The organism is Jannaschia sp. M317 (assembly GCF_025141175.1).
GTDB lineage: Bacteria > Pseudomonadota > Alphaproteobacteria > Rhodobacterales > Rhodobacteraceae > Jannaschia.
In genome coordinates, this window is record NZ_CP081155.1 from 241116 (window position 1) to 267807 (window position 26692).

Genomic DNA, 26692 nt, shown 5'->3' on the forward strand with positions numbered 1-26692 from the left:
ACCGCCAGAGCGGTTATTGGGGGTCAAATCCAAACACCCGAGGACGACAGACATGGCCGACGAACACAAGCCTGGCAGCATGGACATCACCGAGCAGGAGAAGACCTTCGAGGGCTTCGTGACCTTCACCAAATGGACCGTCATCGCGATTCTTGCGCTGCTGGTCTTCCTGGCGATCTTCCGGACCTGAGCCGATGCTCCGCGCGCTTCTGCTGGCGGCTGTCTTGCCGCTTTTGGCGGCCTGTGGCGCGGACAACGTCTACGCCCCGTTGGAAGAGGTGCAGGCCCGCGCCTATGCCGCGCCCGGCCCTGCAAAGCTGACGCTGATCACGGCGATCAACAACCGGTCGGGATCGGGCGGGCATTCCGCGTTGATGGTGTCGGGCAGCCAGCGGGTGATCTTTGATCCCGCGGGCACCTGGCACCACCCGACCGCGCCGGAACGCGGAGACGTCATCTTTGGCATCACGCCGACGATGCTTGAATTCTACATCGACTACCACGCGCGCCCGACCTACCACGTGGTCATTCAGGACATCACCGTGGACGCGGCGACCGCCGAGCGGGCGCTGGCCCTGGTGCAGGCCCATGGCCCGGCCAGCAAGGCGACCTGCGGGCAAACCGTCTCGGGCCTGCTGCAGGAGCTGGGCTTCTCGGGCGTCCGCCGCGCCTGGTATCCCGACCGGATCATGCGCGACTTTGCCGAAGTCCCGGGCGTGACCGAGCGCAAGGTCTTCGACGACACCGTCGATGCGCATTCGCCGGAACGGCCCCGCGTCGTCGCCTTGACCGATGATGGCTTTGTGCGCGCTGGCAGCTGACACCATAAAGGCGCGCGCATTTCACCGACGCTCCCCCCTCCCTGCGGCTCTGTTCCCGCCGCGACGACGGGGCCCGTCGATGAATTGGACCGGCGCGGCACGCTGATCGCGACCATCCTCGCCTCCAGCCTGGCATTCGTGCTGGGATCCATCGTCACCGTCGCGCTGCCGCAGATGCAGGCCAGTTTCAACGCGGGTCCGACCGGCGCGCAATGGATCGTGACAGCCTATTTGCTGCCGCTTGGGGCCTTTGTCCTGATGGGGGGCGCGCTGGGCGATCATTACGGCCGCAAACGGGTCTTCGAGGCCGGGCTCCTACTGTTCGCCGCGACCTGTCTGATGTGTGCCCTGGCCCCCTCCTTTCCGATCCTCATGGTTGCCCGCGCCCTGGAGGGGCTGGCCGCCGCCCTGATCGCGCCGACGTCGCTGGCGATCATCGCCAACACCTTTACCGGCCCCGCGCGCGGGCGGGCCGTCGGCACCTGGGCCGGGGTGGGCGCGGCGGCGGGGGCACTGGCCCCGGTGCTGGGCGGGGTGATCGTGGACCTTGCGGGCTGGCGCTGGGCCTTTGCCGCCATGGCCCCGATTGCCCTGACGGCCTGGTGGGTGGCGCGGGACGCCATCCGCGAAAGCCGGGCCGACGGGGCCGCAGGCGCGCCGCTGGACTGGACCGGTGCCGCGCTGATCTCGGCGGGGTTGCTGGCCTTGGTCTGGGGCCTTGTCGCGCTGCCGGATCGGGGGCTGACGGTCGAGGTCATGGCAGCACTCGTCGCGGGGGCTGCGTTGGTGGTGGGCTTTGTGTGGGTCGAGGCCAACAAGGGCGACCTTGCGATGACCCCGTTGCGATTGTTCCGGGACCGGGTGTTCTCGGGACTGACCCTCTTTACCTTTGCGCTTTACGCCGCACTGGGCGGGCTGATGCTGCTTCTGCCCTACATGTTGATCCAGTCGCAGGGCTATTCCGCGACGGCAGCGGGCGCCGCCATGCTGCCTTTCCCTCTGATCCTCGCAGTGTTGTCGCGGGTGGCCGGGGGGCCATTGGCGGACCGGTTCGGTGCGCGCCGGCTGTTGACGGTTGGCGCGGGTCTGGTGGCCGGCGGCTTTGCGCTGTTTGCGGTGATCCCCGGGACCGGGGTGTCCTACGCGGTCCACATCCTGCCTCCGCTGGTCGTGCTTGCGCTGGGCATGTCACTGGCGGTCGCGCCCCTGACCAACGCCGTCCTCGGCTCCGCCGGAGAACGCCATGCAGGCGTCGCGTCGGGGCTCAACAACGCGATCAGTCGGATCGGCGGGCTTTTGGCCACTGCCCTGCTGGGGCTGGTGCTCTTGTCGAATGACCTGGTGACCGGGTTCGCGACCGCGGCCTGGGCGGGGGTGGCGCTGGCGCTGATCTCGGCGGTCATTGCCGCGACCATGCTGCGCGCCGATACCTGAGGCCGAAACGAAAACCCCCCGGTCGCCACAAAGGGCAACCGGGGGGTCAAATCGTCGGTCTCAGAACCGCGGGCGACTTACATCATCCCTTCGCGCTGAGCCTTCTTGCGAGCGAGCTTGCGGGCACGCCGAATTGCTTCGGCCTTCTGCCGCGCTTTCTTCTCGGAGGGCTTCTCGAAATGTTGCTTGAGCTTCATCTCGCGAAACACACCCTCGCGCTGCAGCTTCTTTTTCAGGGCCCGGAGGGCCTGATCGACATTGTTGTCGCGAACGCTGACCTGCATGTGGTTTTCACCACCTTTCTAAGTTGGAGTTGTCGGATAAATCCGTGCAGGAGGTGGCCCTATAGGCCCAAGTCGCTATCTTGTCCAGTATCCACACCCAGCGGAGCCAGACCCATGACCGACCTCAAGGACCGCCTGATCGACGCTGCCCTGCCCCATGTCCCCTTTGACGGCTGGTCAGAGGCGACGTTCCGCAACGCCGTCACCGATGCCCAGCTCACCCCGGCGCAGGCGCGCATCGCCTTTCCGCGCGGGGCGGTGGACCTTGCGGTGGCGTTTCACCGGCGTGGCGACGACCGCATGCGAACCGCCCTGATGGCCGAGGATCTGTCCGAGATCCGCTTTCGTGACCGCATTGCCCATGCCGTCCGCCTGCGTCTGGAAATCGCCGAGGAACACAAGGAAGCCGTGCGCCGGGGCGTCACGCTTTTTGCGCTTCCGATCCATGCCGCCGATGGGGCGGCTGCGCTCTGGGGGACGGCGGATGCGATCTGGGACGCGCTGGGCGACGCCTCCGATGATGTGAACTGGTACACCAAACGCGCGACACTGTCGGGGGTATATTCGGCCACGGTTCTCTTTTGGCTGGGCGATCAGTCCGACGGCTACCGCGAAACGTGGTCCTTTCTCGACCGTCGCATCGACGATGTCATGCAGATCGAGAAGCTGAAAGCCCAGGTCCGCAAATCTCCCCTGCTTTCGCGGATGATGGCCGGGCCGAACCTGATCCTGGACAAGATCCGCGCGCCCGCTCGCCCGCCGCGCGGCGATCTGCCCGGTCTCTGGCGCGATCCGTCCTGACCGCGGGCGGGGCGCGGCGTGAACCCCGCCCTACAGGGCATCGTGCACCGGGAACGCGGCACCTAGCCCTCCTTCTTCGGCGCGTCTAATCTGTGCGCAACGCCAGCATCAGACGGGGGACAGATGGTCGATCTGCCGCATACCATGACCGCAATCGAGATCACCGCCCCCGGCGGCCCCGAGGTCCTGCGCCCCACCACGCGCCCCGTGCCGCACCCCGGACCGGGCGAGATCCTGATTGCCATCGACCATGCGGGCGTGAACCGGCCCGACGCCCTGCAACGGGCCGGAGCCTACGATCCGCCCAAGGGGGCCTCGGACCTGCCGGGGCTGGAATGCGCGGGCACTGTGGCGGCAACCGGATCGGGGGTCAGCCGCTGGGCCGCGGGCGACCGGGTCTGTGCCCTGCTGCCCGGCGGCGGCTATGCGGAATATGCCACGACGCCGGCCGACCATGCCCTGCGCCTGCCCGACGGGATGTCGATGGCGCAGGCGGCGGCATTGCCCGAAACCTTCTTCACGGTCTGGACCAATGTGTTCGACCGGGGCCGGTTGCGCGCGGGCGAGCGGTTTCTGGTCCACGGCGGCACCTCGGGCATCGGGACCACGGCGATACAGCTGGCGCGTGCACGCGGCGCACGCGTCTTTGCCACCGCTGGATCGCCGGAAAAGGTCGCGGCCTGCACCGCGCTCGGGGCCGAAGCGCTGAACTACCGCGACGAAGATTTCGTTGACCTCCTGCGCGCCGAGGGTGGGGCCGACGTCATCCTCGACATGGTCGGCGGCGACTACCTGCCCCGCAACCTCAAGGCGCTGGCCGAGGATGGCCGCCTCGTGCAGATCGCCTTCCTGACGGGGCCAAAGGTCGCGGTGAATTTTGCGCCCTTGATGATGCGCCGCCTGACGATCACCGGCTCGACCCTGCGGCCACAGTCGGACCTGGCCAAGGCCCGCATCGCAGAGGCGCTGCGCGCCGAGGTCTGGCCCCTGCTGGACGCGGGCACCATCGCACCCGTGATGGATCAAACCTTCCCGCTGGCCCAGGCCGCCGCCGCCCATGCCCGCATGGAAGCGGGCGACCACATCGGCAAGATCACCCTGAAGGTGCGCTGATCCCTTCCGACCCCTGGCCTCAAACACCTCAGGGAGCACGAGGGAGGATCCCTCGCTCCGCCCGTTGTCCCACGCGAAAGCTTGCCCCATGGATCTCGACGTCACCCATCCCGCGCTCTCGGACCTGCGTCGCCGGGCGCGCCGCCGCATGCCGCATTTCGCCTTCGAGTATCTCGACAGCGGGACAGGGCGCGAAACCGGGATCCACCACAACCGCGCGCGTCTGGACGCGGTCCGCTTCATGCCCGCGATCCTGCGCGGTGACCTGCAACCGGACCTGACACGCGCGACGCTGGGCACAACCTATCCGCAGCCTTTCGGCGTGGCACCTCTGGGCATGGCCGGACTGCTCTGGCCAGATGCCGAACGGATCCTGGCCGCCGCCTGCGCCCACCACCGCATGCCCTATGGGCAATCCACCGTTGCCGCCGCCACCCCCGAGGACACAGGCACCATCGCGGGCGACATGGGCTGGTTTCAACACTACCCGGTCAACGACGCGGGCATCCGCCGCGACATGCTGGCCCGGATCAAGGCGGCCGGGTGGAAGACACTGGTCGTCACCGTCGACGTGCCCGGCGAAAGCCGCCGGGAACGTCAGCGGCGCGCCCATGTGTCCATGCCGCCGGTGATGACGCCCAAAATCATCGCCTCGATCCTGTCGTGTCCGACCTGGGCGATGGGCATCCTGAAACACGGACAGCCGACGATGAAGTTCCCGAATTCCTACGCGCCTGCCGCCAAGGGGGCCGAGGCATTTACCCACGCGGGCCGTCTGATTCGCGGTTTTCCGGACGACGCCTACATCTCGGCCTTGCGGGCGGAATGGGACGGCCCCCTGATCGTCAAGGGCGTGGCAGAACCCGCCGACGCCGACCGCCTGATTGGCCTGGGCGTCGATGCGATCTGGGTGTCCAACCACTCTGGCAGGCAATTCGAGGGCGGCCCGGCGGCCATCGATTGCCTGCCCCCGGTCGCGGAAACGGTCGCAGGCCGGGTGCCCGTCTACTTCTGCTCAGGCGTCACGGGGGGGCTCGACATCCTCCGCGCCCTGGCCCTCGGTGCGGATTTCGTCTTTCTGGGAAAGGCCTGGTATTTCGCCTTGGCTGCCTTCGGGCGGGCCGGGGTCGACCATCTGGTCCATATCCTGCGCGCAGACATGGTTTCGAACATGACGCAGATCGGGGCCGCCACGCTGGACGACCTGCCGGGCCGCCTGATCCGCTAAGCGGCACACCCGCGGTTGACCGCTGGTGCGCCGCGCGCGGGCTGCCTCAGACGGTCAAGGTCCGCCGCACCGCATCCTGCCAACCGGTGTAGCGCGTTTCGCGGTCCGCCTCGGGCATCGTCGGTGCGAACTGCTGCTGCAAGGCCCAGCCCTTGGCGAATTCTTCCGGCCCCGGATAGACACCCGCCTGCATCCCCGCCAGCCAGGCCACGCCCAGGGCCGTCGTCTCGAGCACCTCGGGCCGGTCCACCGGCGCGCCCAGAATGTCCGACAGGAATTGCATCGCCCAGTCCGACGCGCTCATCCCGCCGTCTACGCGCAGGACGGTGTCGCCCAACCCGCCCTGACCTTCCATGTCGGCGGCCATCGCCTCCAGCAGGTCACGGGTCTGGTAGCCGACCGATTCGAGGGCCGCGCGCGCGAATTCAGCCGGGCCGGACCCGCGCGTCAGCCCATAGATCGCGCCCCGCGCCTCGGCGTCCCAATGGGGCGCGCCCAGACCGGTGAACGCTGGCACCAGATACAACCGCTGCGCCGCATCCGCCTGTTCCGCCAAGGCCTGCGTCTCGGAGGCCGAGCCGATGATCCCCAGCCCGTCGCGCAGCCACTGCACCACGGCCCCTGCGATAAAGATCGACCCCTCCAACGCATAGGTCGGCTTGCCGTCCAGCTGATAGGCCACCGTCGTCAGCAACCGATGGGTCGAGGCGACAGGCGTGTCGCCGGTGTTGAGCAGCGCAAAGCAGCCAGTCCCGTAGGTCGATTTCAACATGCCCTTGCCAAAACAGGCCTGGCCAAGCGTTGCCGCCTGCTGATCGCCCGCCACGCCCAGGATCTTGACCGACGCGCCCAGAATCTCCGTCGTTCCGAAGTCGGAGGCGCAGTCGCGCACCTCCGGCAGCATTCCCATGGGGATGTTCAACAGGCCGCAGACCGTCTCGTCCCAGGCCCCTTCGTGGATGTTGTAAAGCATCGTGCGGCAGGCGTTCGTAGCGTCCGTCACGTGGGACGCGCCGCCGGTCATGCGCCAGATCAGCCAGCTGTCGATGGTGCCGAACAGCAGGTCACCGGCCTCGGCACGCGCCCGCGCGCCCGGAACATTGTCGAGGATCCAGGCCAGTTTCGTTCCAGAAAAGTAGGGATCCAGCAAAAGCCCGGTCCGCGCCGTCACATCGGCCTCATGCCCCGCCGCTTTCAACCCGTCACAAAACGCCGAGGTCCGGCGATCCTGCCAGACGATCGCCTTGTGCACCGCCGCGCCGGTGGCACGGTCCCAGACCACTGTGGTCTCGCGCTGATTGGTGATGCCGATGCCCGCCACATCGGCGGCCGTGATCCCCTGCTTGGTCAGAACGTCGCGGCAGGTCGCCTCGACAGTGGCCCAGATCTCCTCCACGTCATGTTCCACCCAACCGCTGTCGGGGAAATGCTGGGGGAATTCCTGCTGCGCGGTGGAGGTGATCTTCATGGCGGCGTCGAACAGGATCGCCCGGCTGGAGGTCGTCCCCTGGTCAATGGCGAGGATATAGGTCATGGCGGGCTCCCTTTGATCGTCGCGGCGATGTTTGAAGGAATTAGTTGATGCGAGCAAGAGAGCCCCGCGTCAGACCGTCCCCGGCACCGCCCGCCCCTGTTCCGCAAATATGCACCCGACGCCCGCTGCGCCCCTATTGCGCTGCCTGGGCCACCAGTTCCACCACCCGCGGCCCCAGCGCCGCGACGATCACGGCCACGCCGTCCCGGTTGGGATGGATACCGTCGGCCTGCATATAGCGCGCCCGCGCTTCCTCCAGCGTTGCGTCAGCCAGCAGAGGGGCCAGAAAGCTCGTCTCGTGCAACACATCATAGGCCTCCGCCAGGGCGGGATACATGCCATCGAAGGCTGCCTTGAAGGCGGGGCCGTAGTTCCCCGGTGCCTCCAACCCGATCAGCAACACCGGCAGGCCGCGGTCGCCCGCCACGTCCGACAGGATGCCATCCAGGTTATCCCGGCTTGCCTGGGGCGGGATGCCGCGCAGCAGGTCGTTGCCGCCCAGCGCCACGATCATGGCGTCCACATCGTCGGTCAGCGACCAACCCAAGCGCGCCAGACCGCCCGCCGTCGTATCCCCCGAAACGCCCGCGTTGACGATCACCGCGTCCACACCTTCTGCATCCAGCCAGCCCTGTAGCTGCGGCACGAACCCCTGCCCGTCCGGCAGGCCGTATCCGGCAGTCAGCGAATCACCCAGCGCCACGACCGTCACCGGTTCCGCCCAGACCGGCGCGGCAAAAAGCGCGACGGCTGCGATCTGAACCGCCTTGTTCACATGCCGCCGCGCCCCATATGCGAAGGCACGCACACTAGACACGAGGCTCCCAATGGTTCTGTCGCTCCGCGATGTTTCGCTATCCCTGCAGGGCAATGCCGGGATGGTCGACATTCTCCACAACATCTCGTTGGAGGTATCGGCACGGGACACTGTGGGGCTGGTGGGTCCGTCGGGATCGGGCAAGTCATCTCTCCTGATGCTGATGGGCGGGTTGGAACGCGCCACCTCCGGCGCGGTAGAGGCCCTGGGACGGGACCTGACCGCGATGGACGAGGACGCGCTGGCCCGCTTTCGCCGGGAACATATGGGGGTGGTTTTCCAATCCTTCCACCTGATCCCGACGATGACGGCCCTGGAAAACGTCGCAACCCCCCTGGAACTGGCCGGTGCCCCCGACGCCTTCGACCGCGCGGCAGCCGAGTTGGAGGCCGTGGGCCTGGGTCACCGCACCCACCACTACCCCGCCCAGATGTCCGGTGGAGAGCAGCAGCGCGTGGCCCTGGCGCGCGCCGCCGCGCCGCGTCCTGATATTCTTCTGGCCGACGAACCCACTGGAAACCTGGATCAATCCACCGGAGAGGCGATCATGGACCTGCTGTTCGGGTTGCGCGACAGGCACGGCGCGACCCTGGTTCTCGTGACCCACTCGCTGGACCTCGCCCATCGCTGCGATCGCACGATCCGTCTCGTCGACGGACGCCTCGACAGCGACACCCGGCGCGAGGCGGCGGAATGACCCTCGCTTCCTTGTTTCAGAAACATGCAAACTCCAGCGCACCCCACCGCGCGCCCGGTTCGGCCCCTGTCCCCACCGACGCCCAGCCGCCCAACGCCTCCGGCCGCCGGGTCGTGCGCCGATGACCTGGCTTACCCACGCCTTTCGTATCGCCCGGCGCGAGCTGCGCGGCGGCCTTGCCGGATTTCGTATCTTCCTTGCGTGTCTCGCGCTTGGCGTTGCCGCGATTGCCGCCGTCGGCTCCGTCCGTGTGTCAATCACCGAGGGCTTGGAGAGGGAGGGACGCAACATCCTGGGCGGCGACGCCGAGGTCGAGTTCACCTACCGCCGCGCCAATGACGCGGAACTGGCCTATCTGGACGGCATCGCCGCCGAGGTCAGCGAGATCATTGATTTCCGGTCCATGGCCGCGACCGGAGACGGGATCGACGCCGACCGCGCGCTGACCCAGGTCAAGGCCGTGGATGACCTTTATCCCCTGGTGGGCAGGGTCGAACTCGACCCTGCCATCCCCCTGTCCGAGGCACTGGCGGGCGATGGCATCGTCGTCCATCCGGTTCTGGCCGACCGGCTGGGGCTGGCCATTGGCGACACGCTCTGGCTTGGGGCCAAACCGTTCACCATCCGCGCCCGACTGACGCGCGAACCCGACGCCGGGGCGGATGGCTTTGGTCTGGGTCCCCGGACGCTGGTGCGAACCGAGGCGCTGGAAGGCTCTGGCCTGCTGGCCGAAGGCAGCCTGTTCGACAGCCAGTATCGCCTGACCCTGCCCGACACCCCCGACGAGGCGCTGGATACGCTCAAGGCGGATACCCGCGAAACCTTTGCCGAGAGTGGCGTGCGCTGGCGCGACCGCCGCAACGCCGCGCCGCAGGTGGCGCGTTTTGTGGATCGGATCGGCAGCTTTCTCGTTCTCGTGGGATTGGCCGGTCTGGCGGTCGGCGGCGTGGGCGTTTCGGCGGCGGTGCGGGCCTATCTGGACCGCAAGACGGCGGTGATCGCCACGCTCAAGACCATCGGGGCCGAGGGCCGGACCATCTTTGCCGCCTACCTGATGCAGATCGGCGCGCTGGCATCGGTGGGGATTGTCCTGGGCCTGATCCTGGGCACACTCATCCCATTGGCCGCCGGTCCCTTTATCGAGGCACAGCTGCCGGTGCCCGTGGCCCTGGGCGTTCACCCCGGCCCGCTGGCCGAGGCGGCGGTCTATGGCGCGCTCACCGCGTTGATCTTCACCCTCTGGCCGCTGGCCCGTACCGAACAGGTGCGCGCGGCCTCTCTGTTCCGCGATGCGTCCGGGCCCATGCGGGGCTTGCCGCGCAAACGCTACATCGCGGCGCTGGCGGGCGCGGCATTGTTGCTGGTGGGACTCTCGGCCTGGCTGTCGGGTATCCCGACGCTGGCGCTTTATTCGGCGGGCGGCATCCTGGTCGCCTTGGCGGTTCTGATCCTGGCCGCCTGGGGCGTGCGCGCGCTGTCGCGTCGCCTGTCCCGCAGCCGTTTCGTGCGCGGCCGTCCCTCGCTCCGACTGGCGCTTGGCGCCGTGGGCGGCCCTGGCGGCGAGGCGACGGCGGTCGTGCTGTCGCTCGGCCTCGGCCTGACGGTCCTGGCCGCCGTGGGCCAGATCGACGCCAACATGCGCGCCGCCATCGACCGCGACCTGCCAGAGGTCGCGCCCTCCTACTTCTTCGTGGACATCCAGCCCGACCAATTGCCCGCCTTTCTGGACCGGGTGGAAAACGATCCCGCCGTCAGCCGCGTGGACGCGGCCCCCATGCTGGGCGGCGTCGTCCGGTCGCTGGGCGGCACACCCGCCTCGGAATTCGACCACTGGGTGACCCGCGGCGACCGCCGGATCAGCTATGCCGACGCCCTGCCCAAGGGCACCCGGATCACGGCAGGCGAATGGTGGCCCGAGGGCTACGACGGCACGCCGCAGGTCTCCTTCGCTCAGGAAGAGGCGGACGAACTGGGGGTGGAGATCGGCGATGTCGTGGTGATGAACGTGCTGGGCCGCGACCTGACCGCCACCGTCACCTCCTTCCGGGAGGTCGATTTTTCCTCCGGTGGGATCGGGTTCGTTCTGGTCTTTAATGAGGCCGCCCTGCGCGGCGCGCCCCACACCTGGCTGTCGACCGTCTACGCCGAGGAATCGGCCGAGGCGCAGATCCTGCGCGACGTGGCCGGAAACGCCCCCAACATCACCGCAATCCGCGTGCGCGACGCCATCGACCTGGTGACCGAGGCGTTGTCGGCGCTGGCTGCCGCGACAAGCTGGGGGGCGGGCGCGACCCTGCTGACCGGCTTCGTCGTGCTGATCGGGGCGGCAGCGGCGGGCGAACGGGGCCGGGTGTTCGAGGCATCAGTCCTGAAGACGCTGGGGGCCACCCGCCGCACGATCCTGACCAGCTTTGCCATCCGCTCCGCCCTGCTGGGCGCGGCGGCGGGGGTGGTGGCGATTGCGGGCGGGGCGCTTGCGGGATGGGGTATCCTGACCTTCGTGATGGACGCCCCCTATGCGTTCGAGCCTGTCTCGGCCCTGGCAATCGTCATAGGCGGTGCCTTGGCGACGCTGCTGGCGGGACTGGCCTTTGCCTGGCGCCCCCTGGCGGCGCGACCCGCGCAGGTGTTGCGATCACAGGAATGACGCGCGGGTCGCCACTGGCGGCCCGCCCCTCGCAAATGCTACGCAGCCTGCGATGACATCCCTCACCTATCGAATCCCCGCCCCCGGCCCAGGCCCAGGCCGCCTTTGGATCGGCCCGCGCCCGCGGGGCGAACGTCTGTCCGAGAGCATGGACCGCTACGGCCGCCAGGGGATCACCACGATCCTGTCGATGCTGGAACCCGCCGAAGCAGTAGAGCTGGGGCTGATGGCCGAACCGGATGCCGCTGCCAAGGCCGGCCTCACCTTTCTGTCGCACCCCATCGTCGATCACGGGCTGCCGGACCGCGCGCGTTTCGACCGCCTGCTGGACGGTCTGGCCGCCCGAATCCACGCGGGCGAGGGTCTGCTGATCCATTGCCGCGCCGGGATCGGGCGTTCGGGCATGGCGGTGTGCGGCACGCTGATCCGCCTGGGCGAGACGCCGCAGGACGCCATTCGCACCGTGTCGGAGGCGCGCGGCCTGCGTATCCCCGACACGGCCCAACAAACCGCGTTCATCGAGAGTCTGGGCAAAACCACCTAGCAGGGTGCCAGCCCCTCGGCGCAGCTGGGTCGAAACGCGGCGCGGGCGGGCGGCCCTGCCGTCCATATATCGCGTGCAACGCGCCAGCCACCATCCGCGCCCAATCGATAGATGTTCACGCCGTGGCCCGTTTCCGTCGCGGACACGCCCCCGGTGACCGGGGTCATTTCGACCCGGTAGGCATAGCGTTCAAAGGCCCAGGGTGCCGCGACGACTGTTTCCAGTGGGGTTTTCTGCCATCGGGCATCGATCGTCGCAAACACCTCCGCCGCCCAGACCGCGACTTCGGACTTGCCGGTCAAGGTGGTGCCGGGGCCGGTCAGGACGACATCATCGGTCACCGCCGCAAGAAAGGCAGGCAAGTCGGTCGCGGCGATGGCATCTGCATAGGCGCGATGGGCCGCCGCAACCTGAGGCACCGGCGACCCTGCGAAAGCGGCGGGGCCAACAAGGCAAAGCGCGAGAAGCGCGGTCGAGGCGACATGTGGAAACCTGGTAGGCATGGTGATATCCTGTCCTTGTGGTATGGCTATTACGTGAGAGGGCGCGGCAGGCCTTTCACAGTGTGATAATACCAACTTCGTCTGCATATCGCGTCTCAGGAATTGTTCCCGTTCTATTAGGTCAGCTAATAATGAGTCACCCGGACTGGACCGCCCTTCCACCGCTCAGCGCACTCCGCGCGTTCGAAGCGACCGCGCGCCTCGGCGGGTTCTCTGCTGCGGCCCGCTCTCTCAACGTCACCCCGGCGGCTGTCGCCCAGCAGGTACGCGCGCTGGAGGCGGACGTCGGCGCGCCCCTGGTCCGGCGCGAGGGACGCGGCCTGACCATCACGGCCGCCGGTCAGCAGCTGGCCACCCCCCTGTCCGAGGCCTTTGCCCTGATCGCACGCGGCTTCGCCACGACCCAGCGCAGCGCGGCGGAACAAGGCGTGCGGGTGTCGACAACCGAGCATTTCGGAAATGCCGTCATCCTGCCCAGAATGGCCGACTTCTGGCGCATGCACCCCGGCTGTCAGGTTTCTTTCACCCCCGACGGCAATCAGGCAAAGGTCGATTTCGACACCCATGACATCGTGATCCGGGGCGGTGGACCAGACGATGCCTGGCCCGGTCTGCGCCAGATTCCGCTGGTGCGAACGCCGATGATCGTCAGCGCTGCGCCCAGGCTGCTGTCCGGGGCGGTGCCGGATCTTCAGGCGCTGCCGTGGATTGCGGACACCTCGCTTGGCCCCGGCGCCTTTGACGCAATCCTGCGGGCGCTGGGCTGCGATCCCGACCACGTCACCCGCGTCAATCCCGGCAACCTGCGGTTTGACCTGGACGCGCAGCTTTTGGGCTATGGCCTCGGCTCCGGGCCGGAGGTGATCGTGGCCCGCCATCTTGCCGATGGCCGGCTTACGAAACTTTGCGAGGTGCCCGGCATCTCCGCCGTCTATTCCGCGCTGGTCCCCACCGGGCCGATGTCGCCGCAGGTGGCCCGGTTCCTTGCCTGGCTTCGGGGGATCTGTGCGGACCTGTCGGGCACGACCGCGGCCCCGCCCCCGTAGGGCGGGCTTCAGGCCGCCATGCCTCACGAAAAAAAGGCCCGGCAGAGGGGGACTTCTGCCGGGCCGAGGGGGGATGATATGCCTTAATGAAAAGGTCTTGGTGCTGAAATTCAGTTAAGCGGGATCTCGAAGAACATCGTCTCGCCGGAATGGTCGTCGACGCCGTCATTGTCGGTGACGACAAAGGCGCGGCCCTCGGGGGTGATAGCCAGCCCCTCGACCTTGTCGAGAACGTAGCCGCCGGTCGCCGTCAGATCGGCCATCAGATCACGCACGACCTGTTTTTCGACCACCGGCAGGGCCCCGCCCAGGGGTGCAGGCGTCAACCCGTCCAGGGCTACGCGGGTGATCTGTTTGACGCGGGCGGCGGCACCGATCTGGTTGTCCCGCTCGATCAGGTAGAGAAAGCCGTCGTGGGCGACGATCTCGCTCAGGCCGACCCAGCCGGTTTCGGCGGGTTCGGTCGGGTAGTGAACCGCGCCCCATTCCTCCGTCAGGAGATTGTAGCTGACCAGCTTGACCAGACCCTTGGGATCGTCCTGCCATTCGCGCTGGATCGCGATCCACAGGGTATCTCCGACGCGGGTCACGCCTTCCATGCCGAACCGCTTTTCCACCGACAGAAGCGCGGCGGGCAAGGCGATCTCTTCCTCGATCTCTCCGTCTGCGCCGACATGGAGCAGGGCGTGCGGGATCAACCGGTCGGTCCGACCTTCGGAGGCCAGCCAGAAGCCACCCTGCCCGTCGGTCGCGATCCCCTCCAGGTCGATCTTTTGCGCCGGACGGCCTGCACGGGTCACGTCGGTCGCAGCCACGATCCGGGCCGGGGTCTGGCTGGGGTCAATGGTGAAGATGCGCGGCTGGTAGCCGTAAAAGCTGTCGGATACCGCGTAGAGCATCCCGTCCTGGGCCACCATGCCCGACAGCGCGCCCCAACCGGTCAGCGTCTCCATCCCTTCGGAGGTAAGATGCGGATAGGCCACGGGGCCGTCCTGCATCTGATAGATCATGACATGGGCCCGCGCCCCGCCGTCTTCGATCAGGTCGCCTTCGTTGGCGGTGACCAGCAGGCCGCGGTCGGCCATGACGGCATAGCCCTCCGGCCCCACGCCCGAGGGCAGCAGTTGGGTCAGCACCGGCGCGGTCGGGTCGGTGACGTCATAGACACCCACGACCGAGGCCCGCTCCGCCCCGACGAACACCATCGGGGTGCCATTCACGGTGGCAAAGGCGACGCTCTCCGGTTCCACGCCCTTGGCGTCGGACCGCTTGTCCGGGTAATGGCCGATCTGCACGATGGCCTGTTCCAGCGAAACGCCGCTGTCCCAGACAACCGTGCCGTTCTTGTGGAAGATGGTCCAGCCGCGCGAGCCGCCTTCGTAGTCGCCTTCGTTCGCGGTGGCGAAATGGTCGGCGTCGATCCAGGTCACGGCATCGGGTTCGCGTTTGCGACCGTCCTGCGCCTCGGTAAAGATCAACGCGCCCCGCTCGTCCGTGGCGTCGATCCCGACAAGATCGACCGCCCCGGCGGAAAAGTGGCTGAGCACCGCGCCATCGCGGCCCAGCACGATCAGGTGGTTGTTTTCCTGCAGCGTCACGACCGTCTCGCCCAGGGCATTGATCGAGACGTATTCCGGCTCCGGGTCGCTGGGCGCGACCTGGGCCAGGCCGGTCACGTCGGCGATGATCGCGCTGTCACAGGCGGGCAGGCCATCGGCGTCCAGATCGAACAGAACCACCGACCCGGCGGGCGCTTGCGGAAGGATCCCGTCGTTGAGGTCTTCGTCCCGCTCATTCTCGATGGCGACCGCGACAAAGCTGGCGTCGGGCGCGATGGCGATGCTGTCGGGCTGGCCCGGCAAATCGCAGCGCGCCAATTCCCCCTGCGTCGCGACATCCACCGCGATCAGATGGCCGGACGGCGCGACATAGCTTTCGGAGGTATTCACACCGGCCAGCGCGACGGAGCCCGCAACCCCGACCGAAGTGGGTTCCCCGTCCAGCATCAGAACGCCCAGCGGTGCGGGTGCAGCGGGGTCGGTGATGTCGATGAAGCCCAACGCCTCCAGCGGGCTGTCGGTGTAGACCAGCGTGTTGCCGGCCGCCGCAATGATCTCAGGCGCGGTTTCGGTCGCAAGGTCCATACCTGCGGGCAGGTTCGCGGTCACGGGAAAGCTGGCGATGCGGTTGAAGCCTTCGGCGTGAGCAGCGGTAGAGAGCGCGAACAGGCTGACGCCCAGCAACAAGTGACGAAACATGGTATTCCCCGGATCTGACGTTCGTCGCGCCGTAGATGCGCACCGGGTGACCGCTCCACGACAGTTTCATGATGGTTCCATGACGCCGCCAGCCGGGACACGACCACGCCAGATCGCCTGGAACACCCCGGTCAACTTCGACGACTGACTTGGCCCCTCTTGGGGTCAGGTGCCTGGCACGGCGAAATCCGCTTCTTCCTCACCGTTCCAATAGGCGATCCGGGTTGCCTGCACGTGCAACATGACCAGACCCGGCGTATCGACGCCTTGCTTGAACCAACGCGCCAATTCCTCGGACCAATGCGCGGCAAAGGCGGTCTTGTCGCGCTGAACCCGTGCGCGACCCTGGACATGGATGAACAGCGGCGGCCCGTTGACGAGGCCGGGGGCCCGCTGAAACGTCAGCGCCACACGCGGGTCGGCGGAAATGTCGCCGGTCATTCCAGCGTCGGCCCAGGTGAAGAAATAGCTGTCGCCATCGTAGTCGACCTGGCCATTCGTGCTCATCGGGCGACCCGCCAGCGCGTCGCCCTTGCGCGTGACCAACGTGCAGAGGTCGAGATCGGCCATCAGCTTGGCCACCGTTTCCATTTGCGTTGTCATTCCAGGGATCTCCGGTTGCAGGGTCCGGGACAAACCCGCGCCGGGCACGGGCAGTTCCCTGTCTTCCCTCCGCCCGGCGGAGCGGCTAGCGTCGCGAGCGATGCTGCGCACCCTTCTCTCTCGGGCTGTTTCCCTGACGCTCTCGCTACTTGTGGCGAGCGTGGTGATCTTCGTGATGCTGCAGGCAGTGCCCGGCGATCCGGCAGCCTTCATGCTGGGCCTGAACGCACAGCCCGACACCATCGCCGCCCTGCGCGCGGACCTGGGGCTGGAAGGCACGCTGATCGAGCGGTACGGAACCTGGGTCGGCGGCATGCTGACCGGTGATTTCGGGCAAAGCTATACCTACCGCGTTCCCGTGTCCGACTTGGTGGCCGACCGCATTGGCGTCTCGGCGCCGCTTGCGCTTTATGCGCTGGTGCTGACCCTTGTGATCGCCGTTCCCGTGGGCCTGTTGGCGGCGGCGCAGCGGGGCGGGCCCGCAGACTGGGGCGTCATGGGGGCCACGCAACTGGGCATCGCGGTGCCGAATTTCTGGTTCGCCATGCTGCTCGTGTTTCTCTTCGCGGTCAAACTGCGCTGGGTGTCGGCCGGGGGCTTTCCCGGTTGGTCCGATCCCGGTGCCGCCCTCAAGGCGCTGACCCTGCCCGCCATCGCGCTGGCGCTGCCGCAGGCCTCGATCCTGGCGCGGGTGCTGCGTTCCGCGCTGCTGGACACGTTGGATCAGGATTACATCCGCACCGCCCGCGCCAAGGGCCTGTCGCGCCGCGCCACGATCATCCGCCACGCCCTGCGCAACGCCGCCATCCCGGCGCTGACGATCCTCGGGCTGCAATTCTCTTTCCTGCTGGCGGGGGCCATCATCATCGAGAATGTCTTTTTCCTGCCGGGTCTGGGTCGCCTCATCTTTCAGGGTATCACCCAGCGCGACCTGATTGTGGTGCAATCGGTGACCATGCTGCTCGTCTTCGCGGTGATCTGCGTCACCTTCCTGGTAGAGCTGGCCTATACCCTCGCCGACCCGAGGCTCCGGCGATGAAGGCGGCCATGGTCATCGGCGCGGCATTGACCGCGATCTTTGGTGCCGCAGCATTGCTTTCGCTGATCTGGGTGCCGCACGACATCACGCGGCTCGACATCTCTGCCCGGTTGATGGGGCCATCGCTGGCGCATCCTTTCGGCACCGACCAATATGGGCGGGACCTGCTGTCGATGCTGATGGAAGGCGCGCGCACCTCTATCGCGGTCGCGCTGATTGCGGTCGGCATTGGCCTGGGCCTTGGCGTGCCGCTGGGCCTGGCCGCCGCCGCCCTGCGTGGGTCCTGGCTGGACGAGGTCATCATGCGCGGCAACGACCTGATCTTTGCCTTTCCGTCGTTGGTCATCGCGATCCTGATCACGGCGGTCTTCGGTCCCTCGGCAGTGAACGCGATCCTGGCCATCGGCATCTTCAACATTCCGGTCTTTGCCCGCGTCGCGCGCGGTGGTGCCCTGCCGCTCTGGACGCTGGACTACGTCATGGCAGCGCGGGTGGCAGGCAAGGGCCGGGCCCTGATCTCTGCGCAGCACATCCTGCCCAACATCGCGAACCTGCTGATCGTGCAGGCAACGATTCAATTCTCGCTCGGCATCCTGGCCGAAGCGGCCCTGTCCTACGTGGGCCTGGGCGCGCAGCCGCCAACCGCCAGCTGGGGCCGCATGCTGTCCGAGGCGCAAACCATGATCTACACGGAACCGCAGCTGGCCATCCTGCCGGGCCTTGCCATTGTGGCGCTGGTGCTGGGGCTGAACCTGCTGGGCGACGGGCTGCGCGATGCGCTCGACCCCCGGTTGCGGCGGGTCCGCGCGTGACGCATCCTCTTCTGACGCTGACCGATCTGTCGCTGACGATCCACGGCACGCCGATCCTGCGCGACGTGTCGCTGTCGATCCCGCAGGGTCAGGTGACCGCCCTGGTCGGCGAAAGCGGGTCGGGCAAGTCGCTGACGGCACTGGCGTTGATGGGCCTGCTGCCGCGCGGCAGCAAGGCGACGGGCCTCGCGGATCTTGAGGGCCAGAACCTTTTGACCCTGCGCGAACGCGACTGGCTCAAACTGCGCGGCACGGACATCGCGATGATCTTCCAGGAGCCGATGACCGCCCTCAACCCGGTGCAGACGATCGGGGCACAGGTCTCCGAGACGCTGCGCCTGACGGGCACGCCACGGGCCGAGGCGCGGGCCACGGCGCGCGACCGTCTCGATCGCGTGGGCCTCGACGGGATCGCTCTGGATCGCTACCCGCACGAATTGTCGGGCGGGCAGCGCCAGCGCGTCTGCATCGCCATGGCCATCGCCCGCCGCCCGCGCCTGCTGATCGCGGATGAACCGACGACGGCGCTGGATGTCACGACCCAGGCGGGCATTCTCGACCTGCTGCGCGAATTGGTAACCCAGGAGGGAATGGCCCTTTTGCTGATCACCCACGACCTTGGCGTGGTGGCGCGCACGGCGGATCACGTCGCAGTCATGCGCAAGGGGCAGATCGTCGAGCAGGGCACCACCGAGACCCTGTTTCGCAGCCACACCCACCCCTACACAGGCGACCTGCTGCAGGCGTCCCGCCCGGTGCCCCGGGACCCGCGCACCAATTTCGGCGCACCGGTCCTGACGGCCCGCCAGGTCACGCGGCGATACGGCCAGATGACGGCCGTGGATGCGGTCGACCTGACCCTGCACCGGGGCGAGAGCCTGGGCCTCGTGGGGACGTCGGGCTGCGGCAAGTCCACGCTGACCCGCGCGCTGCTGGGGTTGGACCCGATCCAGGGCGGGACGATCACCTTTCAGGGGGCCCCCGGCGGCACCGCGATGACCCGCGCCCAGCGCGCCAAACTGTCCGTCGTCTTCCAGGACCCCTACGGCAGCTTCAATCCGCGCTGGACCGTGGGCCGTATCGTCACCGAGCCGTTCCACCTGACCGGTCGCCCCAGCGACGCCAAGGCGCGGGCGACACAGGCCCTGGAACAGGTCGGCCTGACTGCCGCCGACCTGGCCAAATACCCGCACGAATTCTCCGGCGGTCAGCGGCAACGCATCGCCATCGCCCGCGCCCTGATCACCGAGCCCGAGGTGCTGGTCCTTGACGAGGCCGTCTCCGCGCTTGATGTCCGCGTCCGCGCGACGGTGTTGGCCCTGCTCGAAGATCTTCAATCGCGCCTGGGCCTTGCCTACCTGTTCATCAGCCACGACCTGACGGTGGTGCGCGCAATCTGCGATCGCGTCCTGGTCATGCGCGCCGGCCGCATCGTCGAGGACGGCCCGGTCGACCGCGTCTGGCGGACCCCGCGCGCGCCCTACACCGCCGAGCTGATCGCCGCCGCGCCCACGATTCCCGATGGCTGGCTTGCCCCGGCACCACAGGCGGCAACCTTTCGTTAAGGTTAACGCCCCTGCTTCCTTGTTTCCCAAATATGCATCCGACCGCACCACGCCCACGACCATCGCCGCTCTGGCGTGGCAGGTCTGCCCATGCCACCAAAGGATGATAGCGGAGGGGACATCATGACGGACTGGTTCAACACGGACGAGATGCTGATCGGCGGCCAATGGGTCCGCGCGGCTGAAATGCTTACCCTGGAGGACCCCTCGACCGGCGACAGCATCGGTGCCATCCCGCGCGGGCAGTCGGGCGACATCGACGCCGCCGTGGCCGCCGCCCACGCGGCGTTGAACGGCCCCTGGGGGCGCATGCCCGCCGCCGAGCGCGGTCGCCTTCTGGCCGAACTGGGCCGTCTGGTCCTGACCCGCGTGGACGATCTGGCCACGCTAGAGGCCCGCGACGTCGGCAAACCTTTGAAACAGGCGCGGGCCGATGCGCTGGCCCTGGCCCGTTATCTGGAATTCTACGGCGGTGCCGCCGACAAGGTGCACGGCCAGACGATCCCCTACCTGGATGGCTATACCGTCTACACCCTGCGCCAGCCCCACGGCGTCACGGGTCACATCGTGCCCTGGAACTATCCGATGCAGATCATCGGACGGTCCGTCGGGGCGGCGCTGGCCATGGGCAACGCCTGCGTTCTGAAACCCGCAGAGGAGGCCTGCCTGACCGCGCTGGCCTTCGCCCGCCTGGCGCAGGAGGCGGGGCTGCCGCCCGGCGCGCTCAACGTCGTGCCCGGTCTGGGAGAGGAGGCAGGCGCAGCCCTGTCGGCGCACCCCGGCATCCACCACATCAGCTTTACCGGATCGGTCGCGACCGGGGCCAAGGTGCAGCAGGCGGCGGGGTCGAACGTCATCCCCGTCACGCTGGAGCTGGGCGGCAAGTCCCCGCAACTGGTGTTCGACGACGCGGATCTGGATGCGGCCCTGCCCTTTCTGGTCAACGCAGGCATTCAGAACGCCGGTCAGACCTGTTCTGCCGCGTCGCGCATCCTGGTGCACGAGGCGGTGCATGACACGGTCGTGGCCCGCATGGCCGACCGTTACCGCGCGCTGCGCGTCGGCCCGGCCCTGGACGATCTGGATGTGGGCCCCTTGATCTCGGCCCGGCAAAAGGAAATCGTCGAGGGCTTTCTGGCGCAAGCCTCCGGGCTCACGATCGCGGCGCAGGGCACGGTCGTACCGGACGCCAGCGGATCGGGCCATTTCGTGGCACCCACCCTGCTGACTGGCGGCCCCCCCGATCACCCCCTGGCGCAGTCCGAAATCTTCGGTCCCGTCCAGATCGTGATCCCCTTCGCCTCCGAAGAGGAGGCGGTGCAGATCGCGAACGGCACCGATTACGGCCTTGTCGCCGGGGTCTGGACCCGCGACGGCGCCCGTCAGATGAGGTTGGCGCGCGACCTGCGTGCGGGGCAGGTTTTCATCAACAATTACGGTGCGGGCGGCGGTGTGGAACTGCCGTTCGGTGGAATCGGCAAATCCGGGCACGGACGCGAAAAAGGGTTCGAGGCGCTGTATGGGTTCAGCCAGCTGAAGACGGTGGCCGCGCTGCATGGATAGCCTGCGGCCCCCGCCCAGCGGCCGTCAGGCGCCGTAAAAGAACTCTTCCCGCACGATCTTGCCGTCTGCCACGTGGTAGACGGCGATTTCCTTCATCTCGTCCACGGCCCCGGTTTCGCGATTCCGGGTCTTCACCTCGAAGATGACGCCGAACCGATCCTCGCCGTGCGGCATCGGGTCAGAGATGGTACTTTCCAGCACCTCAAAGGCGGCATCAAACCAGTCATGCTTGCCCCGGATTCCGTCGATCCCGACGGTTTCACGACCATTGCCCATGTCCATGGCTTCGACGCTGACGGCATCGGCGGCATAGAGCCTGGACAGGTTTTCCTTTTCCCGGCCATCGCGGCATCCGGCGACCAGTTCGTTTGCGAGGTCTAGAAAGGTCATTGGTCGATTCTCCTGGGTGAAAGCGGCAGGCTAGCACGGTTCGCACGTCCTTCGGCAGGCACTCAGGGATTGACCTTCGGCGCTCTGTCCCGCTCCTTCGGGGGATCAGGGAGGGTCTCATGAGACTGCAGGGAAAAACGGCTATCGTCACCGGCGGTGCCTCGGGGTTTGGGCGCGGCATCGTTGAAACATTTGCGCGCGAAGGGGCCAAGGTGCTGGTCGCCGATCTGAACGGTGCCGGCGCGCGCGAAGTGTCCGAAGGCCTGCGCGGCAGCTGGGCCGCGATGGACGTCTCGCAGGATGCCGATTGGCGAGGCCTTGTCGCCCAGGCGCTGGACGAATGGGGCCACATCGACATCCTGGTGAACAACGCGGGCATCACCCATTTGCCCAAACCGATGGAAGAGGTCACCGAAGAGGAATTCGACCGCGTCCTGTCGGTCAACGCCAAGTCGGTCTTCCATTCCGCCCGCCACGTGGTGCCGGTGATGAAAGCGGCGCGCGCGGGGGCGATCCTGAACGTGGCCTCCACGGCGGGCGTGTCGCCCCGGCCCCGGTTGAACTGGTACAACGCGTCAAAGGGCTGGATGATCACCGCGACCAAAGCGATGGCGGTGGAACTGGCCCCCGAGGGGGTGCGCGTGAACTGCCTGAACCCGGTCGCCGGGGACACGCCCCTGCTGGCCAGTTTCATGGGCGAGGACACCCCCGAGATGCGCGCCAAGTTCCTGTCGACGATCCCGATCGGGCGCTTTTCCACCCCCGGTGACATGGGGGCTGCGGCCGCGTTCCTGTGTTCCGACGAGGCTTCGATGATCACCGGTGTCGGGCTGGAAGTGGACGGGGGGCGGTGCATATGAGCGGCCGCGCACCCATCGGACCCGGATCGTCCCCGCCATGAGGTTGTCGGCCGACATCCATGTTCTGACGGGGACATTCGCGTCGCAGCAGCTGGCCTTTGCCCACCTGCTCGACGCGGCGCAGCGCGATGGCCTGTCGCCGGACCTGGACCACCTGGAGGTGATCCTGCCGCCCCATGGCCCCCGCCTGCGCGGCTATTTCGACGGCGAAACGGCCAGCGTGATCGCGCAACAGGCGGGGACGCAAGCCGTTGTCCTGGTTCTGCCCGGTGCCCTGATCACCGGCCAATTCACGGCGGATGACCGGCTGCAATCGCTGGGTCGCCACGTCGGAGAGGTGACGCGCGCATGAAGATCGGTCCACGCAATCTGATCACCGATATCGCCGGGCTGCGGGTGGGCCATGCGCAGGATGCGCGGCTGGCCTCTGGCGCAACGGTTCTGCTGGGCGACACGCCCTTTGTGGCGGGCGTGCATGTCATGGGCGGGGCCCCCGGCACGCGGGAAACGGATTTGCTGGCCCCCGACAAGACGGTGCAGGAGGTGGACGCCCTGGTCCTGTCGGGCGGATCGGCCTTTGGCCTCGACGCGGCGTCGGGCGTGGCGGACGGGCTGCGCGCCATGGGGCGTGGGTTTCCGGTCGGGGATCAACGCGTGCCGATCGTGCCCGCCGCGATCCTGTTCGACCTGCGCAATGGCGGCGACAAGACCTGGGACCGGAACCCCTATGCGCCCCTTGGGCGGGCCGCGCTGGCCGCGGCGGCGACAGATTTCCCGCTCGGAAGCGTTGGCGCAGGATTCGGGGCCACGGTGATGGACCTGCGCGGGGGCATCGGCTCTGCGTCCTGCGTGCTGGAATGCGGGGTGACCGTGGGCGCGCTGGTGGCGGTGAACGCCCTGGGACGGGTCAGCGACGACGAGGGGCGGTTCTTTGCCGCCCCCTGGGAGATGGGTGCCGAGTTCGGCGGCGGGGCGGCGGGCGCGATGTCCCCCGCATGGGAACCGTTTGGCACCGCGGGCCCGCGCGAGGCCACGACGATCGCCATCGTCGCCACGGACGCGCGCCTGACCCAGGCGCAGGCAACAAGACTGGCGACCGCCGCGCACGATGGCATGGCCCGCGCCATTCAGCCAAGCCACACCCCGATGGACGGCGATCTGGTCTTTGCCGCCGCAACCGGTGCGCGCGCTCTGCCGGACCCGATCTGGGATTCGCTGCGCCTGGGCCATGCCGCCAGCGCCTGCCTGGCACGCGCCATCGCACGCGGTGTCCGGGCGGCCAGTCCCGGTGGGGCCCTGCCCGCCTGGTCGGAACGTTACGAATAACGCGCCCACCTCACGGATCCGTGAGGGGCGCTACGGCACTTCGTGAGGTCCGTGCGCGGCCCTCCAACTGGCTCCGCATTTGCGCACCGATTAAACAGATTACTCGCGGTCTCGTGCATTGCGAGTGATAGACCGGTCGCCTATCTCAGTCTCATCGCCGACGGTCCCACAGCGCCGCAACGCAACACGGACCCAAGGCGACGGCCAACCGGCCACCCCATCCACGGTGCCCCTATCCGGGCATCACAGACGGCAACCATTGAACGAAAGGAAGATCTCATGACCTATCTTGTCAAATCCGCCTTGCTGGTCGCCGCTCTCTCTGCACCTCTCATCGGCGGCATCGCGCCCGCTTATGGTGCCGGGTCTGCGGCAACAGCCCAGGAAACCCAGGCCGACCTGAAGACCTACAAAAGCGACCGCGGCGATACGCCGACGCGCGCTCAGTTGATCTTTGCCGCCCTCGCCGCTGAAAGCGACGACTGATTTCCCCTTCCTGGTCCCTCCCTCGGGATTCAGGCGGCGGCGCGACCCGGCCCCCCTCCGGGTCGCGCCCACATATCCGAACAGATCCATTCTGTTGAACAGAATCGCCTCCTGATGCGTTAACATTAACGAAGGTTAACCATGCCACAGGAGAGTTCCATGAAACGTCTCGCCACCGCCCTTGCCCTGGTCATTGCCGCCGGGCCAGTCCTTGCACAGGGATACTACGACCCCGCCCGCGACATGTGGATCAAGGACGAAGCAGCCCCCCTCGGATCCACCACTGTCGTCAGCAGCAGCGCGCCGATTCGTCAGGTTGGGCCAGTCGGGTTCACCCGAACGGGCCGGACGCTCCGCGATCTGGATGAATTCGGCGGCAAGATGGGCGACGCCGGCGAAAACGCCACCGCATATCGCGGCGATTACCGGTTCGGCGACTGCCCGGCCGGATCCATCATCACCACCTTTGGCACCTGCGCGCGGCCCTGACGCCCTAGCGCCGCGCGGCGAAGAAATCGCGCAACACGGCCGCGCAGGCATCTGCGTCGAGTCCGTCATGAACCTCTGGCCGGTGGTGGGTTTGGGCGTGGGCAAAAACACGCGCGCCCTGCAACACGCCGCCCGACTTCGGGTCGGCAGCCCCGAAAAGCAACCGCGCCAACCGGGCGTGCGCGATGGCCTGGGCGCACATGGCGCAGGGCTCCAGCGTGACCCAAATCGCGCAGCCTTCCAACCGGTCCCGCCCCAGGGCGGCGCAGGCGGCGCGAATCGCCAGAATTTCAGCATGGGCGGTAGGGTCCGACAATTCGCGGGTGCGGTTGCCAGCTTGCGAAAGAACCTGTGGCCCGCGTGTGATCACCGCCCCGACCGGCACCTCGCCGCGCAGGGCAGCGGCGCGGGCCTCTTGCAGGGCGAGCGGCATGAAGGACGTGAACATGCCTTTCCCTGCCCGCTGCCGCCCCCCCGCGCAAGCCGCTTCCCCCGCGCCGCGATAGCCGCTAGAGGCCGGTCATGAACGATACACCCGACACCCCGACCGGAAACCGCCTTGCCAAGGTCATCGCCCGCGCGGGCCTGGCCTCTCGCCGGGATGCAGAAACGATGATCGCCGAGGGCCGCGTGTCCGTGAACGGCAAGACCGTGGACAGCCCCGCGCTGAATGTCGGGCCGCGCGACAAGGTCGCGGTCGATGGCAAACCCCTGCCGGAGGCAGAGGCCGCGCGCCTGTGGCTGTATCACAAGCCCGCGGGCCTGGTGACGACCGAAAAGGATGAAAAAGACCGCGAGACGGTTTTCGACGCCTTGCGTGACCGGCTGGGCCGGGTGCTGTCGGTAGGGCGGCTGGATCTGACCTCCGAAGGGTTGCTGCTTCTGACCAACGACGGCGAGTTGAAGCGCAAGCTGGAGCTGCCGGATACCGGCTGGCTGCGTCGCTACCGGGTCCGTGTGAATGGCAAGCCGGGCGAGGCCGCGTTGCAGAAACTGCGCGACGGGATCGAGATCGACGGCGAGACATTCCAGGGCATGCAGGTCACCTTTGACCGGCAACAGGGGGCCAATGCCTGGCTGACGATCGGCCTGCGCGAGGGCAAGAACCGCGAAATCCGCCGCGCCGCCGAGGCAGTGGGTCTGTATGTGAACCGGCTTATCCGGGTCAGCTATGGGCCGTTCCAACTGGGCAATCTGGGCGTGGACGAAGTCGAAGAGATCAAGCCCCGCGTCTTGCGCGACCAGCTGAGCACCATTTTCGACGGCGACTTCGCCGAGGCGAAACGAGAAGACCCCGTCCCGGCGCGTGCGCCCCGTGCGGCGGGCGACCGACTGGTCGACAAGGGCCGGGGCAAGCCGCAGGGCCGCCCCGGTGCGAAACCGCGCGACGACCGCGGCCCCCGCGACGAGGCCCCGCGCGGCAAGGGTCCGCGCCCGGACCGCGGCGACCGGCCGCGCACCGCCAAACCGCCCGTGACGCGCAACGATGAAACCCGCGCCGACCGACCTGCGCGGGGCCCTGGTGGCAAGCCCGGGTTCGCCAAGGGTCCGGCCCGGCGGGATGGAAAGCCGGGATCTGAGCGTCGCGACGCCCCCCCTGCCCGCGACGGCAAGCCTTTTGGCAAACGCGAAGACAGCCGGGGCGACCGCAAGGCCGGTCCGGGCGGCACGGAGCGCAAGACCAAGTCAGAGCGGAAAGCCGAGATGCGCGCCGATACCTCGGTCAGCCTGCGCAAGGGCGGGCAGCGCGGGCGCGGTATCGCCAAGGGCAAGAAGCCCGCGGGCGGCAAGCCCTATGTGAAGCCGAAGGGTCCGCGCGGCTGACGGCCGCG

General features: G+C 67.8%; 28 protein-coding genes. 20 read left to right on the forward strand and 8 right to left on the reverse strand.

The genetic code is table 11. The features are described from left to right. Positions 1–52 precede the first annotated feature (52 nt). From K3551_RS01275 to K3551_RS01285, 3 genes are all read left to right on the forward strand, one after another. Complete coding sequence (locus K3551_RS01275; RefSeq protein WP_259917019.1) at positions 53–190, forward strand: aa3-type cytochrome c oxidase subunit IV; 138 nt, start codon at positions 53–55, stop codon at positions 188–190. Between the two features lie 4 nt (positions 191–194). Next, positions 195–821 (forward strand): hypothetical protein, encoded by a 627-nt coding sequence (locus K3551_RS01280; RefSeq protein ID WP_259917020.1) that lies wholly within the window; start codon positions 195–197, stop codon positions 819–821. Between the two features lie 84 nt (positions 822–905). After that, positions 906–2255, forward strand: a complete 1350-nt coding sequence (locus K3551_RS01285) for an MFS transporter (RefSeq protein ID WP_259917023.1) — start codon at positions 906–908, stop codon at positions 2253–2255. 77 nt (positions 2256–2332) lie between these two features. Here the strand turns inward: K3551_RS01285 and rpsU are convergent, their stop codons facing one another. Further along, positions 2333–2539: a 30S ribosomal protein S21 gene (gene rpsU, locus K3551_RS01290; RefSeq protein WP_109564695.1), complete on the reverse strand. Its 207-nt coding sequence runs from the start codon at positions 2537–2539 to the stop codon at positions 2333–2335. 114 nt (positions 2540–2653) lie between these two features. Between rpsU and K3551_RS01295 the strand changes: the two genes are divergently transcribed. The 3 genes from K3551_RS01295 to K3551_RS01305 all read left to right on the forward strand — a co-directional run bounded on the left by K3551_RS01295 (position 2654) and on the right by K3551_RS01305 (position 5681). Beyond that, positions 2654–3340: a COQ9 family protein gene (locus tag K3551_RS01295; protein WP_259917031.1), complete on the forward strand. Its 687-nt coding sequence runs from the start codon at positions 2654–2656 to the stop codon at positions 3338–3340. A gap of 123 nt (positions 3341–3463) precedes the next feature. After that, positions 3464–4453: an NAD(P)H-quinone oxidoreductase gene (locus tag K3551_RS01300; protein ID WP_409197393.1), complete on the forward strand. Its 990-nt coding sequence runs from the start codon at positions 3464–3466 to the stop codon at positions 4451–4453. Positions 4454–4541: 88 nt separating this feature from the next. Next, a complete protein-coding gene (locus K3551_RS01305) occupies positions 4542–5681 on the forward strand; it encodes an alpha-hydroxy acid oxidase (RefSeq protein ID WP_259917033.1) in 1140 nt (379 codons plus the stop codon). A gap of 46 nt (positions 5682–5727) precedes the next feature. Here the strand turns inward: K3551_RS01305 and glpK are convergent, their stop codons facing one another. Both glpK and K3551_RS01315 read right to left on the reverse strand, forming a co-directional pair. Next, entirely contained in the window at positions 5728–7215 is a 1488-nt protein-coding gene (gene glpK / locus K3551_RS01310; protein WP_259917036.1) for a glycerol kinase GlpK, read from the reverse strand. 133 nt (positions 7216–7348) lie between these two features. Continuing rightward, positions 7349–7972, reverse strand: coding sequence for an arylesterase (locus K3551_RS01315; RefSeq protein ID WP_409197416.1), 624 nt, complete (start codon positions 7970–7972; stop codon positions 7349–7351). A 70-nt stretch (positions 7973–8042) separates the two neighbouring features. Between K3551_RS01315 and K3551_RS01320 the strand changes: the two genes are divergently transcribed. The 3 genes from K3551_RS01320 to K3551_RS01330 all read left to right on the forward strand — a co-directional run bounded on the left by K3551_RS01320 (position 8043) and on the right by K3551_RS01330 (position 11920). Beyond that, positions 8043–8729 carry an ABC transporter ATP-binding protein gene (locus K3551_RS01320; RefSeq protein ID WP_259917044.1) on the forward strand — a complete coding sequence of 229 codons (687 nt, stop codon included), beginning with the start codon at positions 8043–8045 and terminating at the stop codon, positions 8727–8729. Positions 8730–8850: 121 nt separating this feature from the next. Next, positions 8851–11376 (forward strand): ABC transporter permease, encoded by a 2526-nt coding sequence (locus K3551_RS01325; RefSeq protein WP_259917048.1) that lies wholly within the window; start codon positions 8851–8853, stop codon positions 11374–11376. A gap of 52 nt (positions 11377–11428) precedes the next feature. Further along, the gene (locus K3551_RS01330) at positions 11429–11920 is read left to right on the forward strand and encodes a hypothetical protein (RefSeq protein ID WP_259917051.1); all 492 of its coding nucleotides are present in this window, start codon (positions 11429–11431) and stop codon (positions 11918–11920) included. On the opposite strand, the gene K3551_RS01335 is transcribed toward K3551_RS01330, so the two are convergent. Next, positions 11917–12423: a nuclear transport factor 2 family protein gene (locus K3551_RS01335; protein ID WP_259917053.1), complete on the reverse strand. Its 507-nt coding sequence runs from the start codon at positions 12421–12423 to the stop codon at positions 11917–11919. The two genes, K3551_RS01330 and K3551_RS01335, sit on opposite strands and share 4 nt — an antisense overlap. Positions 12424–12554: 131 nt before the next feature. Between K3551_RS01335 and K3551_RS01340 the strand changes: the two genes are divergently transcribed. Beyond that, on the forward strand, positions 12555–13469 hold the full coding sequence (locus K3551_RS01340; protein WP_259917057.1) for a LysR substrate-binding domain-containing protein: 915 nt from the start codon (positions 12555–12557) through the stop codon (positions 13467–13469). Between the two features lie 110 nt (positions 13470–13579). Here the strand turns inward: K3551_RS01340 and K3551_RS01345 are convergent, their stop codons facing one another. Both K3551_RS01345 and K3551_RS01350 read right to left on the reverse strand, forming a co-directional pair. After that, positions 13580–15727, reverse strand: a complete 2148-nt coding sequence (locus tag K3551_RS01345) for an esterase-like activity of phytase family protein (protein ID WP_259917060.1) — start codon at positions 15725–15727, stop codon at positions 13580–13582. 165 nt (positions 15728–15892) lie between these two features. Beyond that, positions 15893–16330 carry a pyridoxamine 5'-phosphate oxidase family protein gene (locus K3551_RS01350; RefSeq protein ID WP_259917062.1) on the reverse strand — a complete coding sequence of 146 codons (438 nt, stop codon included), beginning with the start codon at positions 16328–16330 and terminating at the stop codon, positions 15893–15895. A 100-nt stretch (positions 16331–16430) separates the two neighbouring features. Between K3551_RS01350 and K3551_RS01355 the strand changes: the two genes are divergently transcribed. From K3551_RS01355 to K3551_RS01370, 4 genes are all read left to right on the forward strand, one after another. Next, on the forward strand, positions 16431–17369 hold the full coding sequence (locus K3551_RS01355; protein ID WP_259917064.1) for an ABC transporter permease: 939 nt from the start codon (positions 16431–16433) through the stop codon (positions 17367–17369). Next, positions 17366–18181 carry an ABC transporter permease gene (locus tag K3551_RS01360; protein ID WP_259917065.1) on the forward strand — a complete coding sequence of 272 codons (816 nt, stop codon included), beginning with the start codon at positions 17366–17368 and terminating at the stop codon, positions 18179–18181. Before K3551_RS01355 ends, K3551_RS01360 begins: the two co-directional genes overlap by 4 nt. Further along, positions 18178–19746, forward strand: coding sequence for a dipeptide ABC transporter ATP-binding protein (locus K3551_RS01365; RefSeq protein WP_259917066.1), 1569 nt, complete (start codon positions 18178–18180; stop codon positions 19744–19746). The genes K3551_RS01360 and K3551_RS01365 overlap by 4 nt, the downstream gene beginning before the upstream one ends. A gap of 123 nt (positions 19747–19869) precedes the next feature. Beyond that, positions 19870–21309, forward strand: coding sequence for an aldehyde dehydrogenase family protein (locus K3551_RS01370; protein WP_259917067.1), 1440 nt, complete (start codon positions 19870–19872; stop codon positions 21307–21309). A gap of 24 nt (positions 21310–21333) precedes the next feature. Here the strand turns inward: K3551_RS01370 and K3551_RS01375 are convergent, their stop codons facing one another. Further along, a complete protein-coding gene (locus K3551_RS01375; RefSeq protein WP_259917068.1) occupies positions 21334–21699 on the reverse strand; it encodes a nuclear transport factor 2 family protein in 366 nt (121 codons plus the stop codon). 119 nt (positions 21700–21818) lie between these two features. Between K3551_RS01375 and K3551_RS01380 the strand changes: the two genes are divergently transcribed. The 5 genes from K3551_RS01380 (at position 21819) to K3551_RS01400 (ending at position 24860) form a co-directional block, all read left to right on the forward strand. Further along, on the forward strand, positions 21819–22559 hold the full coding sequence (locus K3551_RS01380) for an SDR family oxidoreductase (RefSeq protein ID WP_259917069.1): 741 nt from the start codon (positions 21819–21821) through the stop codon (positions 22557–22559). Between the two features lie 37 nt (positions 22560–22596). Then, a complete protein-coding gene (locus K3551_RS01385) occupies positions 22597–22911 on the forward strand; it encodes a hypothetical protein (protein ID WP_259917071.1) in 315 nt (104 codons plus the stop codon). Continuing rightward, entirely contained in the window at positions 22908–23885 is a 978-nt protein-coding gene (locus K3551_RS01390) for a P1 family peptidase (RefSeq protein WP_259917072.1), read from the forward strand. The genes K3551_RS01385 and K3551_RS01390 overlap by 4 nt, the downstream gene beginning before the upstream one ends. Positions 23886–24164: 279 nt before the next feature. Further along, positions 24165–24371 carry a hypothetical protein gene (locus K3551_RS01395; RefSeq protein ID WP_259917073.1) on the forward strand — a complete coding sequence of 69 codons (207 nt, stop codon included), beginning with the start codon at positions 24165–24167 and terminating at the stop codon, positions 24369–24371. A gap of 159 nt (positions 24372–24530) precedes the next feature. Further along, entirely contained in the window at positions 24531–24860 is a 330-nt protein-coding gene (locus K3551_RS01400; RefSeq protein WP_259917074.1) for a hypothetical protein, read from the forward strand. Between the two features lie 4 nt (positions 24861–24864). On the opposite strand, the gene K3551_RS01405 is transcribed toward K3551_RS01400, so the two are convergent. Further along, positions 24865–25308 (reverse strand): nucleoside deaminase, encoded by a 444-nt coding sequence (locus tag K3551_RS01405; protein ID WP_259917076.1) that lies wholly within the window; start codon positions 25306–25308, stop codon positions 24865–24867. Positions 25309–25382: 74 nt separating this feature from the next. Here K3551_RS01405 and K3551_RS01410 point away from each other — a divergent pair, with 74 nt between their 5' ends. Beyond that, positions 25383–26684 (forward strand): pseudouridine synthase, encoded by a 1302-nt coding sequence (locus tag K3551_RS01410; protein WP_259917078.1) that lies wholly within the window; start codon positions 25383–25385, stop codon positions 26682–26684. Positions 26685–26692: the final 8 nt, after the last annotated feature.

Excerpts from the sequence above, each read along its gene's own strand:
- K3551_RS01275 (WP_259917019.1), top strand. The coding sequence starts at position 53 with ATGGCCGACGAACACAAGCCTGGCAGCATGGACATCACCGAGCAGGAG.
- K3551_RS01280 (WP_259917020.1), top strand. The coding sequence starts at position 195 with ATGCTCCGCGCGCTTCTGCTGGCGGCTGTCTTGCCGCTTTTGGCGGCC.
- rpsU (WP_109564695.1), bottom strand. The coding sequence starts at position 2,539 with ATGCAGGTCAGCGTTCGCGACAACAATGTCGATCAGGCCCTCCGGGCC.
- K3551_RS01295 (WP_259917031.1), top strand. The coding sequence starts at position 2,654 with ATGACCGACCTCAAGGACCGCCTGATCGACGCTGCCCTGCCCCATGTC.
- K3551_RS01300 (WP_409197393.1), top strand. The coding sequence starts at position 3,464 with ATGGTCGATCTGCCGCATACCATGACCGCAATCGAGATCACCGCCCCC.
- K3551_RS01305 (WP_259917033.1), top strand. The coding sequence starts at position 4,542 with ATGGATCTCGACGTCACCCATCCCGCGCTCTCGGACCTGCGTCGCCGG.
- glpK (WP_259917036.1), bottom strand. The coding sequence starts at position 7,215 with ATGACCTATATCCTCGCCATTGACCAGGGGACGACCTCCAGCCGGGCG.
- K3551_RS01320 (WP_259917044.1), top strand. The coding sequence starts at position 8,043 with ATGGTTCTGTCGCTCCGCGATGTTTCGCTATCCCTGCAGGGCAATGCC.
- K3551_RS01325 (WP_259917048.1), top strand. The coding sequence starts at position 8,851 with ATGACCTGGCTTACCCACGCCTTTCGTATCGCCCGGCGCGAGCTGCGC.
- K3551_RS01330 (WP_259917051.1), top strand. The coding sequence starts at position 11,429 with ATGACATCCCTCACCTATCGAATCCCCGCCCCCGGCCCAGGCCCAGGC.
- K3551_RS01335 (WP_259917053.1), bottom strand. The coding sequence starts at position 12,423 with ATGCCTACCAGGTTTCCACATGTCGCCTCGACCGCGCTTCTCGCGCTT.
- K3551_RS01340 (WP_259917057.1), top strand. The coding sequence starts at position 12,555 with ATGAGTCACCCGGACTGGACCGCCCTTCCACCGCTCAGCGCACTCCGC.
- K3551_RS01345 (WP_259917060.1), bottom strand. The coding sequence starts at position 15,727 with ATGTTTCGTCACTTGTTGCTGGGCGTCAGCCTGTTCGCGCTCTCTACC.
- K3551_RS01350 (WP_259917062.1), bottom strand. The coding sequence starts at position 16,330 with ATGACAACGCAAATGGAAACGGTGGCCAAGCTGATGGCCGATCTCGAC.
- K3551_RS01355 (WP_259917064.1), top strand. The coding sequence starts at position 16,431 with ATGCTGCGCACCCTTCTCTCTCGGGCTGTTTCCCTGACGCTCTCGCTA.
- K3551_RS01360 (WP_259917065.1), top strand. The coding sequence starts at position 17,366 with ATGAAGGCGGCCATGGTCATCGGCGCGGCATTGACCGCGATCTTTGGT.
- K3551_RS01370 (WP_259917067.1), top strand. The coding sequence starts at position 19,870 with ATGACGGACTGGTTCAACACGGACGAGATGCTGATCGGCGGCCAATGG.
- K3551_RS01375 (WP_259917068.1), bottom strand. The coding sequence starts at position 21,699 with ATGACCTTTCTAGACCTCGCAAACGAACTGGTCGCCGGATGCCGCGAT.
- K3551_RS01380 (WP_259917069.1), top strand. The coding sequence starts at position 21,819 with ATGAGACTGCAGGGAAAAACGGCTATCGTCACCGGCGGTGCCTCGGGG.
- K3551_RS01385 (WP_259917071.1), top strand. The coding sequence starts at position 22,597 with ATGAGGTTGTCGGCCGACATCCATGTTCTGACGGGGACATTCGCGTCG.
- K3551_RS01390 (WP_259917072.1), top strand. The coding sequence starts at position 22,908 with ATGAAGATCGGTCCACGCAATCTGATCACCGATATCGCCGGGCTGCGG.
- K3551_RS01395 (WP_259917073.1), top strand. The coding sequence starts at position 24,165 with ATGACCTATCTTGTCAAATCCGCCTTGCTGGTCGCCGCTCTCTCTGCA.
- K3551_RS01400 (WP_259917074.1), top strand. The coding sequence starts at position 24,531 with ATGAAACGTCTCGCCACCGCCCTTGCCCTGGTCATTGCCGCCGGGCCA.
- K3551_RS01405 (WP_259917076.1), bottom strand. The coding sequence starts at position 25,308 with ATGTTCACGTCCTTCATGCCGCTCGCCCTGCAAGAGGCCCGCGCCGCT.
- K3551_RS01410 (WP_259917078.1), top strand. The coding sequence starts at position 25,383 with ATGAACGATACACCCGACACCCCGACCGGAAACCGCCTTGCCAAGGTC.